This is a genomic window from Xanthomonas sp. CFBP 8152, assembly GCF_014199025.1.
GTDB lineage: Bacteria > Pseudomonadota > Gammaproteobacteria > Xanthomonadales > Xanthomonadaceae > Xanthomonas > Xanthomonas arboricola_B.
In genome coordinates this window covers 31,897-48,898 of record NZ_JACHNO010000005.1, presented here as the reverse complement: position 1 = coordinate 48,898, position 17,002 = coordinate 31,897, and the positions used below count along the sequence as shown (strand labels likewise).

General features: G+C 62.7%; 14 protein-coding genes. 6 read left to right on the top strand and 8 right to left on the bottom strand.

Going from position 1 to position 17,002, the window contains the following annotated elements; all coding sequences use genetic code 11:
• Window positions 1–31 precede the first annotated feature (31 nt).
• A complete protein-coding gene (locus tag FHT09_RS17380; RefSeq protein WP_104606605.1) occupies window positions 32–730 on the top strand; it encodes a DUF1349 domain-containing protein in 699 nt (232 codons plus the stop codon).
• 124 nt (window positions 731–854) lie between these two features.
• Here FHT09_RS17380 and FHT09_RS17375 read toward each other — a convergent pair whose 3' ends face one another.
• A complete protein-coding gene (locus FHT09_RS17375; protein WP_104606604.1) occupies window positions 855–2,666 on the bottom strand; it encodes an EAL domain-containing protein in 1,812 nt (603 codons plus the stop codon).
• 688 nt (window positions 2,667–3,354) lie between these two features.
• Between FHT09_RS17375 and FHT09_RS17370 the strand changes: the two genes are divergently transcribed.
• From FHT09_RS17370 to FHT09_RS17355, 4 genes are all read left to right on the top strand, one after another.
• Window positions 3,355–3,630, top strand: a complete 276-nt coding sequence (locus tag FHT09_RS17370) for a hypothetical protein (protein ID WP_104606603.1) — start codon at window positions 3,355–3,357, stop codon at window positions 3,628–3,630.
• A gap of 879 nt (window positions 3,631–4,509) precedes the next feature.
• Entirely contained in the window at window positions 4,510–4,926 is a 417-nt protein-coding gene (locus FHT09_RS17365) for a hypothetical protein (protein WP_104537898.1), read from the top strand.
• Window positions 4,923–6,248 carry a sorbosone dehydrogenase family protein gene (locus tag FHT09_RS17360; RefSeq protein ID WP_104606602.1) on the top strand — a complete coding sequence of 442 codons (1,326 nt, stop codon included), beginning with the start codon at window positions 4,923–4,925 and terminating at the stop codon, window positions 6,246–6,248. Before FHT09_RS17365 ends, FHT09_RS17360 begins: the two co-directional genes overlap by 4 nt.
• Before the next feature lie 419 nt (window positions 6,249–6,667).
• The gene (locus FHT09_RS17355; protein ID WP_104606601.1) at window positions 6,668–7,354 is read left to right on the top strand and encodes a thermonuclease family protein; all 687 of its coding nucleotides are present in this window, start codon (window positions 6,668–6,670) and stop codon (window positions 7,352–7,354) included.
• Between the two features lie 161 nt (window positions 7,355–7,515).
• On the opposite strand, the gene FHT09_RS17350 is transcribed toward FHT09_RS17355, so the two are convergent.
• The 5 genes from FHT09_RS17350 to FHT09_RS17330 form a co-directional block, all read right to left on the bottom strand.
• Window positions 7,516–7,884 carry a response regulator gene (locus tag FHT09_RS17350; protein WP_104606600.1) on the bottom strand — a complete coding sequence of 123 codons (369 nt, stop codon included), beginning with the start codon at window positions 7,882–7,884 and terminating at the stop codon, window positions 7,516–7,518.
• A 905-nt stretch (window positions 7,885–8,789) separates the two neighbouring features.
• On the bottom strand, window positions 8,790–9,476 hold the full coding sequence (locus FHT09_RS17345; RefSeq protein ID WP_104606599.1) for a glycosyltransferase family 2 protein: 687 nt from the start codon (window positions 9,474–9,476) through the stop codon (window positions 8,790–8,792).
• Window positions 9,473–10,069: a class I SAM-dependent methyltransferase gene (locus FHT09_RS17340; RefSeq protein ID WP_104606598.1), complete on the bottom strand. Its 597-nt coding sequence runs from the start codon at window positions 10,067–10,069 to the stop codon at window positions 9,473–9,475. The genes FHT09_RS17345 and FHT09_RS17340 overlap by 4 nt, the downstream gene beginning before the upstream one ends.
• The gene (locus FHT09_RS17335; protein ID WP_104606597.1) at window positions 10,066–10,827 is read right to left on the bottom strand and encodes a PIG-L deacetylase family protein; all 762 of its coding nucleotides are present in this window, start codon (window positions 10,825–10,827) and stop codon (window positions 10,066–10,068) included. The genes FHT09_RS17340 and FHT09_RS17335 overlap by 4 nt, the downstream gene beginning before the upstream one ends.
• Complete coding sequence (locus FHT09_RS17330; RefSeq protein WP_181141361.1) at window positions 10,815–11,810, bottom strand: acyl-CoA dehydrogenase; 996 nt, start codon at window positions 11,808–11,810, stop codon at window positions 10,815–10,817. Before FHT09_RS17330 ends, FHT09_RS17335 begins: the two co-directional genes overlap by 13 nt.
• A 325-nt stretch (window positions 11,811–12,135) precedes the next feature.
• Here FHT09_RS17330 and FHT09_RS17325 point away from each other — a divergent pair, with 325 nt between their 5' ends.
• Window positions 12,136–13,164, top strand: a complete 1,029-nt coding sequence (locus FHT09_RS17325) for a Gfo/Idh/MocA family oxidoreductase (protein WP_104606596.1) — start codon at window positions 12,136–12,138, stop codon at window positions 13,162–13,164.
• A 191-nt stretch (window positions 13,165–13,355) separates the two neighbouring features.
• On the opposite strand, the gene FHT09_RS17320 is transcribed toward FHT09_RS17325, so the two are convergent.
• Window positions 13,356–15,614 (bottom strand): methyl-accepting chemotaxis protein, encoded by a 2,259-nt coding sequence (locus FHT09_RS17320; protein ID WP_104606595.1) that lies wholly within the window; start codon window positions 15,612–15,614, stop codon window positions 13,356–13,358.
• Window positions 15,615–15,939: 325 nt separating this feature from the next.
• Window positions 15,940–16,872, bottom strand: a complete 933-nt coding sequence (locus FHT09_RS17315) for a LysR family transcriptional regulator (protein ID WP_219842990.1) — start codon at window positions 16,870–16,872, stop codon at window positions 15,940–15,942.
• Between the last annotated feature and the right edge of the window lie 130 nt (window positions 16,873–17,002).

The window sequence follows — 17,002 nt, the reverse complement described above, 5'->3', positions numbered from 1 at the left end:
GCAGTTCTTCAAAATGCATGGACGACACTGAATGACCCACGATGCGATAGACGGTGCACGCAGGCGCCTGCTGGGCGGCGCAATGGGAATGGCCATCAGCGGCGGTGTACTTGCCAGGCAATCCAACACGGAGAATACGATGGCACAGGACACCCAGTGGCAGGATGGCAGCTGGCTCAATCGGCCGCGGACCGTCGCAATCAACGGTGGCATGCTGGACGTGGTCACTGACAAGGCCACCGATTTCTGGCGCAAGACGCATTACGGATTTACGCGCGATAGCGGGCATTTTCTCGGTATTGCCGCCGCAGCGCGGTTCACCGCGCAGTTGCGGGTGCGTGCGCAATACGAGTCGCTCTACGATCAGGCCGGCATTATGGTGCGCGTGGACGAGCAGCATTGGGTCAAGGCGGGCATCGAGCTTAGCGATGGCCGTGCCATGCTCAGCAGCGTATTGACCAATCCGGTCTCGGATTGGGCGACAGGCCCCTATGAGGCCGACCCCAAGGACTTTTGGATACGCGCTACCGTTGCCGACGGCGTTCTGCGTCTGCAGGTGTCGGCCGATGGCCATACCTGGCCACTGGTGAGGCTTTGCCCGTTTCCTGTCGCCGACGCATATCAGGTGGGGCCGATGTGTTGCACGCCGGAGCGTGCCGGGCTCAAGGTGCGTTTCTCCGACTGGACGTTAGGTCCGCCACTGGGCAAGGACTTGCACGATCTGAGCTAGCCGCCGCATGGCAACACAGCGTGGGCGCTGCGTTGCCATGTGTATCACTGCAGCAGGCGAGGGCGGTGCCGCGCGAATCGGTCAAGAGCAATGCACACGCGTATCGCGCTTCAGACAGATCGCATCATGGCAAGCGTCGCTCGGCTGCGGCGTGTGCCACATATGCCGCGACCAGTTCCGCCTCCATCGGCCGTGCCAGCAGATAGCCCTGCGCTTCATCGCATCCCCAACTGCGCAGCAGCGCGATTTCGTCGGCGTGCTCGATGCCCTCTGCCACGGTGCGATAGCCCAGCGCACTGGCCAGGCGTACCACGGCCTCGGCGCGCATTTGCATGCCGGCCTTGGTGGCGATGCCGGTCACCAGCGAGCGATCGAGCTTGAGGACGTTGACCGGCAACTCGGTGAGGTAACCGAAGTTGCTGTAGCCAGTCCCGAAGTCGTCGATGGCCACACTGATTCCGGCCTCGCGCAGGGTGCGCAGCCGTGGCACTGCCTCCACATTGCTGCGCAGCCAGCGGCCCTCGGTGATTTCCAGCTCGATCCGGCAAGTGGGAATGGCCAGTTCCTTGCAGCGATGGATGACGTCTGCGGCGAGATTGCGGTTGCCGAAATCGCGCGAAGACAGATTGATCGACATGGAGAAGTCCAGCCCCTGCGCACGCCACCCGGCCAATTGCACCAACGCGTTTTCGATCACCCAGTTGGTGACGGTGCACATCAAGGCGGTCTTTTCGAACAGCGGGATGAATTCATCCGGACCGATCGGGCCGAGGCTGGCATGACGCCAGCGCAACAGCGCCTCGAATCCGGTCACCGACAAGTCTTCGAGATTGATCCGGGGCTGGAAAACCAGACGGAAATCGCCCGCGTCCAGGGCCTTTTCGGCATCCAGCGCCAATCGGTACGAACGTTGGATCGCGTCGTCATGAGATGCGCTGTACCAGCACACGATGGCGTGATTGCTGATCGCATCGCCCAGCGCCACCAGTCCCTTGCGCATGACATCGTTGGTGTCCGGCTGCTGCGGTGCAAAGCGGACGACTCCGGCATGAAAGGTCAACGCCATGGGGATGCCGGCCGCATCCATCGGCGCATGCAACATGTCGCGCAGGTCGAGCAGCAAGTCCTCCATCTCGTCGGGCGCGGAATTCAATAGGAAAAACGCAAAGCGCATTGGCGCCACGTGATAGACGGTGGCCTTGCCGCGCAGCGCGCGGGTCAGCACATAGCTGGCGTGGCGCACCAGTTCTTCCAGCGGCTGCATGCCCAGCGCCTGACGCGCCTCATTGGCCGCCTGGGTGTCGTAGACCTCGATGAAGGCAGCAATGGTCGGTACGCAATGGCTGCCGAAGGCGAGGGCATCCAGGTCCGATTGCAGCTGGCGTGCATTGAGCAAGCCGCTATGCGGTTCGCGCCGCCCGGCGCCGAATTGCAGTTCCAGCTGCGCCGCAGCCACATTGGCGAACATCAGCAGCTGTTGGTGTTCCTGGCTGGCCAGGCGCCGCTCACGCGTATCGATCACGCACAGGGTGCCGGATACACCGGTCTGCGGTGCGCCTACAGGGACGCAGGCAATGAAACGCGCCGGCAAGCCCGGGAAGGCGGCGTCGCCCAGCTGGATTGGGGCAAGGGCGGCAGGTTCAATCAGCTCTGTCACGCCATTGGGCGCAGCAGAAACATGCAGGCACAATTCGATGGCCTGCTGGACATGGGCGGCACTGATGCCACGCGCTGCCAGCACGCGCACGCGTCCGCCCTCGATGATGGTCAATGCGGCCGCAGGCGCAACCAGTGCATGGCACAGCAGACGCGCGATCTGATCGAGCGGCTCCATGCCACCCAGGTCGATCGGCACCCCCGACCAGTCGGAGTGCTGTTCCTGCCGTTTGTTATCCAAAGCAAGCGTCATGTCGTCATATTCCGTGTTGAAGATCACACACTGCACGGCTACTAGAAACAAACTGAGGTCGTCGACAGGTGACGATCATTTTGCGGTACCGCCTCTTCGAATAAACCGGCCCATTCCAATGAAAACCCCGCGCCACCATCGAGCACGACAATAAACTGGACTGGCGGCGCGGCTGCAGACGAATACCGTAATCAGTGACGCGCGTCGACAGCTGGCACTGGTTTCAATGGTAAAGGTATTAAACGTGCTCATCCGTATCCGATGTCGTTTGCCGCGGTCCGAGCCGTTTTGAACCAACGCGACAGCAATGGCCCTGCTGCTTTCTCAAAACGCGTGCCTGTATACGTGAGTTTCTACAGGGCCATACAGGGAGAATAAAATGAGTCGTGCAATTGCGTTTGTCCGGGTGGCGCGACTTCCGTGTTCAACTGAAGCGATACGATCGATCCGTCCGTGCTTGGCTTGCTGTGGGTATTGAGCACAGGCGGCATTCAAAATGCGGCGTGCTCCTACAGCCGATCGCTGATGCCTGCCTCGTCGGTAGCGCGACGTGCGCCACGCAGGGCGGAACATCGGTGCCATCTCGGCACGGCACGGCTTGGTCAGGTCGCATCCGTGACATCGGGGGTGCGCTGCAGTCGCAGCGCTAGCGCCTGTCTAAATTGTTCAAGTTCCGTTGCCACGAATTTAGGCATCACAGCTATGCTCGAATCCGATGAGCACCTCTTGCACCGACAGAATGTCCACGGAAGGCACTGACCGGGGCCTGCCATACCGCGTGGTCGCTCGACAGCTCGGGCACCGGCGCATCGTGCTTGAGACCTTGCAGGTCTGTGGTCATCCTGTTCCGCTGCCGGCTGCGCCTACCTTTGGCTCGCTGCAGACCGCGCTGGAGATCGGCACCAGGCTGGCCGAGCAATACATCGGCCAGTTGATCGTCAAGCAGGCCGGCGTGCGGTCTGCGCTGGCGGCTGGCCCGACGCCGCTTTAGCGGGGTCCAATCGGTTTCGACCTGGTGCCACCATCGGCAGCCGCATTCGCACCGGCAGCATGCGCCGCGGTCATCAAACCTTGTCCAGGCTCATTGGGCCCTGGCTTTGGCCAGTGCCGCCCTTGGCGCGTGTGCCCGCGGCCGCACCGACGCGCTTGTCCAGCACCTGGGCCAGTTCGTGAAGCGGCGCCTCGGTCACACCGACGTCCAAGCCGATCTTTCAAATGCGATTGCAGCTGCGCCTCCACGCTTTCCAGTGCGGCGAGCACGCTGATCGTGGCCAGTTCACGGCTCACCCAGTCCAGGTCGTCATGGACATGATCTCCGAAGGATGTGCTGCGGGGGAGGGGCAACAGAGAGCAGGACAGCTGCGCCCAACCGCATCCGACGCCAAGCTTTGCAGCGCTGATGACGCCCCGGCTGCGCGTATACCATGCGGAGTCGAACGCATTGAGGCTGCGCTTCCCATCGCTGTCTCCTTGTCATGAAGACAGGCAACGAGCATGAGACGGATGCAGCGCCGCTCCATCCATCCAGGTTGCATGATCCTATGACCGGTGCTCGTCACTGCAGATGCGCATTGGAACTCAAGCCCTCAAGGATGCGTGCTGCTGACGACACCCGTGGGTCGGGGAGCCGACGCTGATCCTGGCCACGCAGTTCGTGCAATCGCACCGGTGCGGTCCTATTCTGTTCCCTGCTTGGAGCGGCATTCGCTGTGGCCATGGCGGCGGTCCAGCGGTCGCTCGGCAGGATGAGTGGGGTTCCGACTCTTGCCGGCCAGTCCATCGCGCGGAAACGACCCAGCATCACCGCGCTCATCACGTGGCAGCTGGCAGCATCGGGGCACGTTTCACCAACGCGCCCAATGAGTCCGCCATGAATCCGACTGCCATGCCCGCCCGATCCTGGGCCATCCATCCGTTCCACGCAGCCGTGCTCGGCGGTGTGTGGCCGCTGTTCCTCGGTGCCTTGCTGAGCGACTACGCGTACTGGAGCAGTCATCAGATCCAGTGGGCCAACTTTGCCGCGTGGTTGTTGATCGGCGCGATGGTGTTGGCGACCATTGCATTGCTTTGCGCGATCGTCGGCTTCGCTCGCGGAAGCCGCAATGTCATCTATGTGATCGCACTGGGTGCGGCATGGATCGTCGGCTTCTTCGACGCCTTGCATCATGCCCGCGATGCCTGGGCGATCATGCCGGCAGCGTTGGTGTTTTCAGCCATTGCGACTGCATTCGCGCTGGTTGCGACATGGTCGGGATTATCCAGTCTGCGTGTGGGAGGTGCCCGATGAAACGTCATGCCCTTACTGTCGTGTCGGTTTCGGTGCTCGCTGCCGCGCTCGCTTCCTGCGGCAAGGCACCGGAGCTCAAACAACACGGGGCCGGCCCCGAGCTGCCAGCGCCCGATCGGGGCCTGTTGCCCGACATGACCATCGCCAAGCCGGCAGCGTGGGGCGAGCGCAAGCCCACTGTGCCTGCGGGTTACCGGATCACCGCGATCGCCACCGGTCTGGGCATTCCACGCCAGACGCTGGTTTTGCCCAACGGCGACATCCTGGTTGCCGAAGGCCGCGGCGGCGGTGCACCCAACCTCAAACCCAAGGACGTGATTGCCGGCGCGATCAAGGCCAAGGGCAACACCTCGGTCAAGAGTGGCAACCGTCTGACGCTGCTGCGCGATGCCGATGGCGACGGCATGTATGAGCTGAAGACCGTCTTTGCCGACAAGCTCAACGCACCGTATGGCCTGGCGCTGATCGGCAACGCCTTGTACGTGGCAAATCAGGACGCACTGGTGCGATTTGACTATCAGCAAGGGCAGACCAAGGCCAGTACTGCGCCCAGCAAGGTCACCGACTTGCCGTCAGCGATCAACCATCACTGGACCAAGGCTCTTACGGCCAGTGCCGACGGGCGTTATCTGTATGTTGCGATCGGCTCCAATAGCAACATCACCGAGCGCGGCATGATTGCCGAGGTCGACCGCGCGCAGGTCTGGCAGGTGGATCCGGCCACCGGCGCCCACAAGAGCTACGCCACCGGCCTGCGCAATCCCACTGCATTGGCGATCCAGCCCGGCAATGGCGCCCTGTGGGCGGTGGTGAACGAGCGCGACGAGATCGGCCCGAACCTGGTGCCCGATTACCTCACCTCTGTGCGCGAAGGTGGCTTCTACGGCTGGCCGTACAGCTACTGGGGCAAGAATGTGGACACGCGGGTCATGCCGCAGGATCCGCAGAAGGTCGCCTCGGCCATCGCTCCGGATTACGCGCTGGGATCGCATGTCGCCGCACTCGGTGTCGCGTTTTCGTCCACCGCAATGGGGACGCGGTTCGCCGACGGCGTGTTCGTTGGTGAGCACGGCAGCTGGAATCGTGATCCACCGGTGGGCTACAAGGTGGTGTTCGTGCCGTTTCGCGATGGCCGCCCGGCGGGCGACCCCATCGACTTCGTCTCCGGCTTCCACGGCGACGATGGCCTGACCCGTGGTCGTCCGGTCGGCGTCACGCTCGACCCGAGTGGCGCGTTGATCGTGGCGGACGATCTGGCCAATACGATCTGGCGAGTGACGCCGGATGCGGCGCCTGTCGCGGCGCAAGCGGCTGCGCAGTAAGCCTGCCTGCATGCCCGGTTCTGCAAAGAACCGGGCAGTATGTGGTGTGTTACTTGCGCCGGGGTGCAATGGGGCAGGGGCCACGTGTAGGTCCCATCAGGAACAATCCAACCTTTCAGAGGCGCCAGTCTTCAAGGCACGGGCCTTTAGTTGGCCGTCTATCAATACCGCGATTGATCGGCCTCCAATGCAGCCGTGATGACTGTACGTCGATGAACACCGAGCGCAACACCATCTTCGCGGACCAGCGCAAGGGATAGGCAGCGCCGTCCCATTGGCATACAGTGCCGACCCCGCGTCTGCCCTGACTGACGCAGGCATCGGTGCGATGGATCTCTGGTGAGCCAATCGGCTAGACGCTGTCACCAAGGCAAGAACAGACGGACCACGCTCTGCCGATCATCCGAGGCTTGTTGTTGATGTTGTTCAGATGTTCGGTGGTTGTTGTCGTCGCGCTGTTCGCCTCACCCCTTGTCGCAGCAGAGCTGGTCGGCCGCGCAGCCGTGACCGATGGCGACACCATCACTGTCGCGCACAAACGCATCCGCCTGTGGGGCGTCGATGCACCCGAAAGTGCGCAGCAATGCACCAGCAACGCGGGTAGCGCGTGGCCGTGCGGCCGACGTTCCGCCGCAGCACTGGATGGCTACCTGCGCGACAAGACGGTTCGCTGCCAACCCAAGGACACCGACCGCTACGGACGGATCGTTGCCGAGTGCTACGTGCAGGGGCAGTCGGTCAACCGCTGGATGGTGCAATCCGGTTGGGCAGTGGCCTACCGCGAGTACGCCACCGCATTCGTCGCCGACGAACGCAACGCGCAGCAGCAACGGCACAACCTCTGGGCCGGCACCTTTCAGATGCCCGCCGATTACCGGCGCAGCAAACGCAAGCAATCGGCACAGCGTGCTCGGGCGGCAACGCAGACGCAGGCGCCTGCGCATTGCGCCATCAAGGGCAATATTTCGAGCGAGGGCAGCAAGATCTTTCACATGCCCGGGCAACGTGATTACACGCGGACCAGCATCTCACCTGCCAAAGGCGAGCGGTTCTTCTGCACCAGCCAGGAAGCGATCAATGCCGGCTGGCGGCGTGCGGCACGCTGATGCCCGGTAGCGATGCGCAGCAGTCTTATGGCGCCCCGCATCCGGCGCCCCTAGCGATTCTTCCTGGAGTGGTCTGATCAATCGATCCAGGGCGCTACGGTCACTTCGACCGAAACGTGCACTGGCACCGTCCGGTGCGCGGCTGCGCTCTCACGGTGTCGCTAATGCCCGACAAATGCCTCGATATTCTGCACAAGGCTGCGGCGGGTGTAGGGCTTGCTTAAAAACGTCGTCCGGGTCGGCAATCCATTAGGGGAATGCCCCAAACCCGATGTGAGGATCGCCGGCAGATCATTGCCGTCCGCACGCAGGTACGAAATCAGGCCGTAGCCATCCAGCAAGCCCGGCATCTGCAGGTCCGTGAAAACGAGCGCGATCGCCGGAAAATTATCGATATGTTCCAGCGCCCCTTGTGCATCGATTGCGGTCACCACTGCATATCCACTTGCGGTCAGCAACAGCGTGGCGAGCTCGAGAGTGTCAGCATCGTCCTCGACGACAAGAATCAGTTTTTCGTTTGTAGAGCGCATAAAGCAGATTTTCTGAGGATGCATTGATCACACTACGTTTCCTGCGCGAAAAATACGTGATCGATGTAAGCACTGCGAACTAACACCACGTCACCCTCTCCATTGACGACAATGGTAGCGGCATTGCATCGGCAATCTGCGATCAATTGTCCGATGCCTGATTCACGACAAAATCGGCGGGAAAGCGCGGGGCTGGGCGTGGTGCAAGCAGATGGCGGCGGTCAGCCAGGGCGGCGGATATATGGAGGTGCAGTCGGTGACTGGTCAGCGCGCCTGCTTCACCTTGCGCTTTCCGGGAGCGGAGATGTCCGGGGCCTGAAATTGGACATGCGGGCGATGCTCATACGCTCTCAAGGATGCCCGTCGAGGTGATGGTGCATCTGCTCATCCATTGCCTGGCGTAATGGTGCGCCGCAAGTTGCGTGTCGAATCGCATGTCTCGCCTATTTCCATACAAGGTGATTCCATCATTGAGCGACACCAGAATCTCCGGGGCGAAGACACCGTCCACCGGAGCCGTATGTGCAGTCAATCGATACCGGCCAATGTGTCGAAACATCGTGGAGTCCATCATAACCTCGGTAGCGGCAGTGGCCGGCTCGAACCGGTTGCGGCACGTGGGGGAAGTTGCGAACTGATCGTTTTTCCAACGTGGAAGCGATTCGGATGAGGATCTGCAGGTAGCGATGGAATCGGAGGAGTGCGGCTGCAGCGGATTATGTGCAGCTCGACCATATGGATAATCAAGCTGTCCAGTGTCGAGACAGCCCACCGTGATCGAATCGTCGATCAACGCAATGAATCGGGTTACCTGCGATGGTTCCAACGGCGAGCCCATCCAAATGCCGGCAATCGATGCTCCCGCTTGCTGCCGAACAACACCCGCTGACGCACCGGGCGCTAAACTACATCTGATTGCCCAGTACCGCCTCGCCTGCCAGCACGGCCATTTCCAGGCGGGCCAGGTGATCGCTGAATCCGCCGGTCGCACGCGCAATGCGGCGGGCACTGGTATTGACGACCGGCTTCACCAGGCGGGCAATCTGCATGCCGGCGCGCTCCAATGCCGAAACCAGCGCCACATCTTCGCTGCATTTCAGCGAAGAGAAGCCACCGGCTGCCATATACGCGGCCACGCTCATGCCGAGATTGGCACCATGCACATGCGGGTGCCAATCTCGACGGATTTCCTTGGCAAGAAAGGCTTGTCGTGTTTCGGGACGGAAATCGTGCCAATCGGTCACCTCCACCACGCCACAGAACACATCCGCAGCACAATCGAGCTGTGCCGACAGCCAATCGGGAGGCACGCAGGTGTCCGCATCGGTGAAGGCAAGCCAGCGCGCCCCACGCGCGATGGCGGCCGATGCCGCCGCTGCACGTGCAATGCCAACACCCCCAGAGGTGTTGATGGTTCTTGCGCCGTGCGCGCGTGCGATGGGGCCAGTACCGTCGGTGCAGCGATCGAGTGCGACATGGATTTCCACGCGCTCTCCAAACAGGTGTGGATGCGCGGCTGCCACCAGAATGGATTGCAGGCATTTGCCGATCAGATCCGCTTCGTTATGTGCCGGGATGGTGACCGCGATCATCGCAGCTGCTCCTGTTGCGCAATCGACGGCCCTGACATCCAAGCCTGCAACACGAAGTCCGCGTCCTGATAGGAGCACAGCGTGTCCATTACCAGTTCCTGGTCCAGCGCGCCATGGACCTGCTCGGCACTGCGCAATGCGCCGCTGAAATCATGCCGCCAGTGACAGGCCACAAGACAGCCCCTGGCAGTGAGCGAGCGGGCGAACAGCGCTACGGTTTTTTCAAAATCCGGATCGTCCAGGTAATAGCCCACCTCACTGAAAACGATCAGGTCGAACAGACCTTGCGGCCAGTCCAACGGATGTGCGGCCTGCTGCAGCGAGACCGAAGGCAGTGCCTGGACGCGCGCGCTCGCCAAATCCACCGCCTGCTGCGATAGATCCGTCGCCAGCAGCATGTCGCAGCGCAGCGCCAATTGCGCGGTCAATTCGCCGTTGGAACATCCAAATTCCCAGCCGCGCGCAAATCTGGGGTAGGGCAGGGCGCCGAGCAGGATGTCGCGCTTGCGCTGCTCGTACCAGCGCGAGCGATAGCCGAACGGATCTTCATCGGCATATATCTGCTCAAAGTGCTCAACGCTCAGCGCGGTCATCGGATGAATACCTCAAACGGCCGAGCGAAGCGCTCCAGCACCGACGGCGGCAGAATCGGTTCTGCGACAGCCGGCGTGCAATCGCCCAACTGCGTCGAAAAGCACGTGATGGCGCGTTGCTTGGCGCTCTGCACCGCAGGCGATAGATCAAGGCGCAGGGCAGTACCATCGGCAAACACCCCATCGTCCGGATGCGACCAATGCCACGCCCACACCGGATATTGCAGGCACCGCGCAGACTGCGCCTTGCATGCGGCAGAGGTCGCACGCGCCGCCGCCTCGTGATCCGGATGACCATCGCGCTCCCAGGTCACCAGCACCGTGTCCTGCGCAGTGATCAGATCGCCGATGGCTTCTGCCATGTGCGCTTCGCATGCCGCCAGCGCGCCATCGCTCAGTGCGAGATGGGTCAATGCACCAGGCAATACACCCAACTGCTGCGCGGCGGCTTCCAGTTCCAAGCGCCGCGCCGGACCCAGCACCTGTGGATACCAGCCGGGTTCGTCCGGATAAGCCTGCTCCCCGTCGGTCAGCGCAATGATCAGCACCGGTACACCTGCGACACGCGTGGCGGCAATCAAACCGCCACATCCAAGCACCTCATCGTCCGGGTGCGGGGCCACTACCACCAGGCGCTGGCTGCCTTGCAGCAGTTGCGACAGCGTGGCGCGTGGCAACTCCATGAGACACGGTGCAGCGCGCCAAGTGGCTTCCGTCGTCCCTATGCCCTGGATGGGCTGTCCGGCTAGATCCTCCAAGACAGCGCCTCCTGCTGGCATAACTCGCCCAACGCTTGCAGGTCGCGTTCTGCATGATGCTGCCGAATGAACACCGACAAATCGGCACATCGCTGCGCGTGTGCGCGGTTGCCGCATAGAGGCCCCGGTCCCAGGGCGCGGGCGACCCGATCCAGCGTATCGCGTGCGACCGCTTCGACCACGCTGCGCACCTGCAGTACGCCACGCACATGCGCCTGCTCCGGCTGTGCATCGATGCGCAAGGCCAGCTGACGCAACAACGCAGCCGCAGATGCCAGACCTGCATCGATGGCACCCAGATGCGCCGCCGCATGCGGATCTTTGCTCAGGCGTGCAGAGGCGCGCAGCACATCGGCGACCGCAACGCTTGCACCGAACCAGCACGCGGCGATGCCGGCGCCTCCGTGCCAGAAGCCAGGCCGGGCCAGATACGCATCGCCCGCACCAATCTGCCGCGCTGGCGTACCGCAGAAGCGGACATTGGCTGTCTCGATGCCTTGCATGCCCACCGCCTGCCACGCACTGCTGTCGATCTTGATGCCGGGTTGATCCAGGGCCACGGCAAACAGGCAACTGGCGCCTGCATGACGCGTTGTTACCAGGGCATGCGTCACTTGCGTGGCACCGGAACACCATGCCTTGGTGCCGTCGAGCGCCTGCCCGGAAAAACGCATGTCGGAGCCGGGAGGCTCAGCCGCCCACACGGCCCAACGCTGGGGCGGCGTCATGATGTCCACGCCAAGATCGGCGCAGATGGCTTGCGCGTCGTAGTGTGCTTCCAGAAACTTCGCCACGCATAGATCTTCTGCGCCGATATCGGCAAGCGTCTGCCAGCGTTCTATTGTGTGACCGCGCCCGGGGAGCGGCAGGGTCGGGTGTGTCCTGAGCCATCTTTCCGCAATCGAATGCTTGAGTCCGTCGCCCAGGACTGAAGCCGTGTTCGATGCCAAGGCAACGGTGTTCGATGAAATACGTGCGCTCATCGGAACAAACTAAGCAGCGCACGGTGCATGGCGTGTGACGCGTCAGGCGGGCAAAGCGGACAGAAGTGCACGCGCATTGCGGACACCAGGGTGCCGATCGTGGCGCGGCCGGATGGCCCATGTCGCCCTCCGCAGCCATGCCGATGCGCCGGAGCTTCTGCGTGCGTACTCTAAGCGCGTCTTCGGCTGCGCCGTAGAAAGGGCTGCACGCCGAGCCTGCCGCGATCCACCCGAACCGTTCTATAGGCTGCGCAAGCTGGCATCATCAGGAACGCCATTCCCGCTTTGCTAGGATGCGCGCACATGCTACCCAGGAGGCAAGCGCATGGCGCCAACCGTGTTTCCCGAGCCCGAGCTGTTTCTGCCGGGGCGCGGCGAGCCGTCGTTGCGATGGGGTGTACTTGGGCCTGGATCGATCGCCTCCGCGTTCGTGAGCGCATTGCGCAGCCATACCAGGCAACAGCCGTTCGCAGTGGCTTCGCGTACGCGTGCGCATGCCGAAGCCTTTGCGGGCACTTGGGCGATGCAGCGCGCCTATGGCAGCTACGAGGCGCTGGTCGAGGACCGCGATGTCGATATCGTCTATATCGCCACACCGCACAGCGCACATCTGCAGCAGGGCCTGCTGGCACTGCGCGCGGGCAAACATGTGCTGATCGAAAAGCCCATGACCACGCGCGCCGACGACGCGCGCGTGCTGGTACAGGAAGCGCGGCAGCGCGGTCTGTTCCTGATGGAGGCCATGTGGAGCCGCTACCTGCCGCATACCTCGGTGCTGCGGCGACTGCTGGCCGATGGCGTGCTGGGCGAGCTTCGCCATGTATTTGCCGATCTGAGTCAACGTGGCCCTGACGATGCGGCGCACCGCCAGCGCAATCCCGCGCTCGGCGGTGGCGCGCTGCTCGATCTGGGCGTGTATACGGTGCAGTTTTCCTCGATGATCCTGGGCGCGCCAACCGCGATCGCGACGACCGGCGCGCTGACCGACACCGGCGTGGATGCGTTTTCGACCATGGTGCTGTCGCATGGCGGCACCGCGCAATCCACCCTGATCAGTTCTATCGTGGCCCGCAGCAGCTCCCTGGCCTATGTCACCGGCGGCCGGGGCCGCATCGATCTGGCTGGCGAATTCCACAATCCGACCGCGCTGAGCCTGGTCGGCAACGACAATGCCGGCACGCCCGCAGTGTGGACGGATCCAACCGGCATCAGCGGCTACGCGGGCCTGTCGTGGCAAGCGACAGCCGCCGCGCGTTATATCGGGGAAGGGCGCAAGGAATCTCCGCTCCATCCACTTGATGAAGTGATCCAGATCATGACGACCCTGGATACGGCGCGGGCACAGCTGGGCTAGCGGGCAGGGTGCCTGCAATCTGCCAAGGCCGTTGACGGACAATGCAGCGCCCGATGGTCAGTCAGGGGCACGCAGCACGTTCGCTCGCACATCCAGTGACAGATCGCTTTGGCGCGCGGGTCAACTGCAGAGTCCATCGCTTCTCGAAAGCAAACGGCCCGGACTAGCCGGGCCATTTGCGATGCGGGAGATCAGAACTCCTGCCAGTCGGCTGCATCGTGCGAAGCGCCTGCGGCCACCGCCCGGTTCGTTGCAGGTGCCTGGCGTAGCGGGCGTTTGAACGCGACAGGTCGGCCCGCAATCTGGCTGAGCCTTGCCGCAACCGGCGTTGCCGAACGCGTCGGGTGCGTGCTGCCCTCGCTGATCTTGAACACCGACACTGCCTGCGTCAGCTGCACGGCCTGTTCTTCCATCGAGCGTGCAGCGGCAGTGGCTTCTTCCACCAGCGCTGCGTTTTGCTGCGTGGTTTCGTCCATCTGCGTCACGGTGGTATTGACCTGTTCGATGCCGGCCGACTGTTCCTGCGATGCCGCAGAAATCTCGCCCATGATGTCGGTCACGCGCTGCACGCTGGCCACGATCTCGGCCATCGTGGAACCCGCCGTATGCACCAGCGTCGAGCCTTCGCCGACCCGCTCGACCGAATCGTCGATCAGGCTCTTGATCTCCTTCGCCGCAGCGGTGGAGCGTTGGGCGAGAGTGCGGACTTCCGACGCGACCACCGCAAAGCCGCGGCCTTGTTCGCCGGCACGTGCCGCCTCCACTGCCGCGTTCAAGGCCAGAATGTTGGTCTGGAACGAGATCCCGTCGATGACGGAGATGATGTCGGCGATCTTCTTGGACGAGGCTTCGATACCGGCCATGGTGCCCACGACCTTGCTCACGATCTCGCCGCCTTGCGATGCCACACCCGCCGCACCGATCGCCAACTGATTGGCTTGACGGGCGTGTTCGGCATTCTGGCGCACGGTGGAGGTCAGCTCTTCCATCGACGCGGCGGTTTCTTCCAGATTGGCGGCCTGCTGCTCGGTACGCTGCGACAGGTCCTGATTGCCTGCAGCGATTTCGCTGGCTGCAGAATTGATCGATACCGCCGAGTGCTGGATGCGGCCGACGATCTCTGCCAGCTGCGCGGCAGTGGCGTTGGCGTCGTCACGCATCTGCGCGAACACGCCTTTGAACTCGCCAGTCATCCGCGCGGTGAGATCGCCTGCGGCGATGGATTGCAGCAGCGACGACAACGATTGCAGGTTGCCGTCGGCAGTGGCCATGAGCTGGTTGAGGCTATCGACCATCACAAGAAAATCGTACTGGAAACGCTCGGCATCGCCGCGTGCGCTGAAGTCACCATTGGCTGCGGATTGCGCCAGTTGCTTGATCTCGCGGTTCATTGCAGACAGGTTGGCCTTGACCTCGTCCATGGTTTGCGTGAGCACGGCCTTCTCGCCGGGCAGGCGGTCCATGCTCTCGCTGAGGTCGCCGATGGCGTAGCGCCCCATGATACGTGCCAGGTTGGTCTGCACCGCCAGATGCGATGCCACCAGCGTATTGATGTCCTCGGCCATGCGGGCATAGTCGCCAGGAAACGCCGTAGCATCGATGCGGAAACTGGTCTGGCCATCATCATGGCGCCTGGCCATGTCGCTCTGCGCGTCGAGCAAGGATTGCAGCTGCCTCTGCATGCCGCGCATGGCGCGCAGCAGACGGCCGGTTTCATCCTTGGCATCACTTTCCACGTCGTTGTCCAGCCGGCCGTTGGCAATCGCCTCGGCCACCCGGGTCGCGCGTGCGAGCGGTTGGGTCAGGCTGCGGGTGATGAGCCAGGCAAGCAAGCTGCTGATCACCACCACGGCAATGCCGCCGGAGATGATCAGCAGCTTGCCCCGATTCATCGACGCCACTGCATCGGCATAGGCTTGCTGGCTCTGACCTTCCTGACGCGCCACCAGTTCGCGGATCTTGTCCTGCCATGCCATCGTCGCCGGGCGCGCCTTTTCACTGAGCAAGGTCTGCGCCGGCGCATTCGCGTTTTGAGCGGCGAGTGCCATGACCTGCTCGTTGATCTTGCTTGAGATTGCGCGTCGCTCGTCCATCTCGGCGCGAATCTGGCGGCCTTCTTCGGAGCTGGATAACGTATCGAGCTTGGCACGCAGCTCGTTATAGCGCTGACGCTGCGCCTTGATGGTAGTGAGCGCTTCGTTGTTGAGTTCATCGCTGGTGGCCATGGCATAGGTGCCCAGTGCGATGAGGAGAGATGAGTTGGCATCCAGCATGCCGTTGCCGATCTGGATCTTGGCCATGCGATCGAGCACGATGAAATCCAATTGCTGTCTTGCGTTGGCCAGCGTGACCAGGCCGGTCGCCACCAGCAGGCTCGACAGCAGAATCAGGATGCTGAAGGCGAGGCCGAGACGGCGCCCGACGTTATAGCGTTGCAAGTAGGAACTCATGCGGGTCGTCCTCATGTCCAGTGGGTAGCACCGGCTGGCAGGCCGCACGATGTTCGCGTGAATGCCTCGGCAACGTGATAACGACGCCGGGGTCGGAAACTTAAACAGCCCGCTTCGGGCTACGTTTAGCTCGCTGTTTCGTTCACGCAGGTCAGGAAAAAACCGACTGGCCGCGCAGTGGCGATTAACGTGATAGTGCTGATGTTGTGTGCGTCGGCATGGCCCTTGGCTCATGGTCACGCAACCCATCCGAGATCCGGTCCCCTGGTTCACCGCGCTCCGCACAGCGCGCAGGGCACCATTCACTGCAGTGTCGGTGCGCGTCTCATTGCCTGGCTCGCTTGCGCGGCGTGTCTGCGTTGTCGGGGAACACGCGGCAGCAGAGAAAGTCGACAAACGCGCGCACCTTCGGTGACGGATGCTTGCTTGCGGGCCACAGTACATTGAATACGCCTGTCCGCTCGACGTGATCCGCCAGCACCGGCAGCAGGCGTCCGTCTGCAAGCAGATCACCAATGGCAAAGTCCGGCAGGCAGGCGATGCCCAGCCCCTGTGTCGCGAAATGCACCCGGGTCTCGATGTTGTTGCAGATCATCGCAGTGGGCAGCACCAGTTCGGTGTCATGACGTCGCATGCGCAGCGGCCAGGTTTCCAGCTTTCCCGAGTTTGGAGAGCGGTAGTGCAGGCAGACATGCTGCAGCAGATCGCCGGGCACGCGCGGCACCCCACGTTGCGCCAGATAGTGAGGCGAGGCGACCAGCATCATCTGGAAGCGGCCAAGGCGCCTTGCCGACAGGCGCGAATCGCTGGGCTTGCCGGTGCGCACCACCGCGTCAAAGCCGTCCTCGATCACATCGACCATGCGTTCGCTGAAATCGAGGTCCAGTTCGATCTCGGGGTGCTGCCGCATGAAGTCGGCGAGCACCGGCAGCATCAGCGAGCTAACCAGCGGCAGGCTGACGCGCAGGCGTCCACGCGGTGTCGCGGTCGCTTGCGACAGCTCCAATTCCGCAGCCTCGATCTCGGCAAGGATGCGGCGGCTGCGCTCCAGAAGCAGCACGCCTTCGGCAGTCAGCGTGACGCTGCGCGTACTGCGATGGAAGAGACGCACGCCTAGCTTTTCTTCCAGCCGCGCCACGCGTTTGCCGACCGCCGATGCGGAGACGCCCAGCTGCCGGCCCGCTGCCACGAAGCTGCGCGTTTCGGCGACCTGCACGAACACCACGAACCCGCTGAGACTGTCCACTGCATCCCTCATTGCGGACATCAGCGTCCGCACAATCAGGAACTGTACCCCGGTTTTTCTGCAGTCAAAGGCTGTCTAACCTGCACGGATCAGTCACCGGTAATGCACTCCCATGAGCACGCCTCCATCATCGCGGCATCCG

Bases quoted from the DNA above. Each gene is read 5' to 3' on its own strand.
- FHT09_RS17380 (WP_104606605.1), top strand. From the start codon at position 32: ATGACCCACGATGCGATAGACGGTGCACGCAGGCGCCTGCTGGGCGGC.
- FHT09_RS17370 (WP_104606603.1), top strand. From the start codon at position 3,355: ATGAGCACCTCTTGCACCGACAGAATGTCCACGGAAGGCACTGACCGG.
- FHT09_RS17365 (WP_104537898.1), top strand. From the start codon at position 4,510: ATGAATCCGACTGCCATGCCCGCCCGATCCTGGGCCATCCATCCGTTC.
- FHT09_RS17360 (WP_104606602.1), top strand. From the start codon at position 4,923: ATGAAACGTCATGCCCTTACTGTCGTGTCGGTTTCGGTGCTCGCTGCC.
- FHT09_RS17355 (WP_104606601.1), top strand. From the start codon at position 6,668: ATGTTGTTCAGATGTTCGGTGGTTGTTGTCGTCGCGCTGTTCGCCTCA.
- FHT09_RS17350 (WP_104606600.1), bottom strand. From the start codon at position 7,884: ATGCGCTCTACAAACGAAAAACTGATTCTTGTCGTCGAGGACGATGCT.
- FHT09_RS17345 (WP_104606599.1), bottom strand. From the start codon at position 9,476: ATGATCGCGGTCACCATCCCGGCACATAACGAAGCGGATCTGATCGGC.
- FHT09_RS17340 (WP_104606598.1), bottom strand. From the start codon at position 10,069: ATGACCGCGCTGAGCGTTGAGCACTTTGAGCAGATATATGCCGATGAA.
- FHT09_RS17330 (WP_181141361.1), bottom strand. From the start codon at position 11,810: ATGAGCGCACGTATTTCATCGAACACCGTTGCCTTGGCATCGAACACG.
- FHT09_RS17325 (WP_104606596.1), top strand. From the start codon at position 12,136: ATGGCGCCAACCGTGTTTCCCGAGCCCGAGCTGTTTCTGCCGGGGCGC.
- FHT09_RS17320 (WP_104606595.1), bottom strand. From the start codon at position 15,614: ATGAGTTCCTACTTGCAACGCTATAACGTCGGGCGCCGTCTCGGCCTC.
- FHT09_RS17315 (WP_219842990.1), bottom strand. From the start codon at position 16,872: ATGAGGGATGCAGTGGACAGTCTCAGCGGGTTCGTGGTGTTCGTGCAG.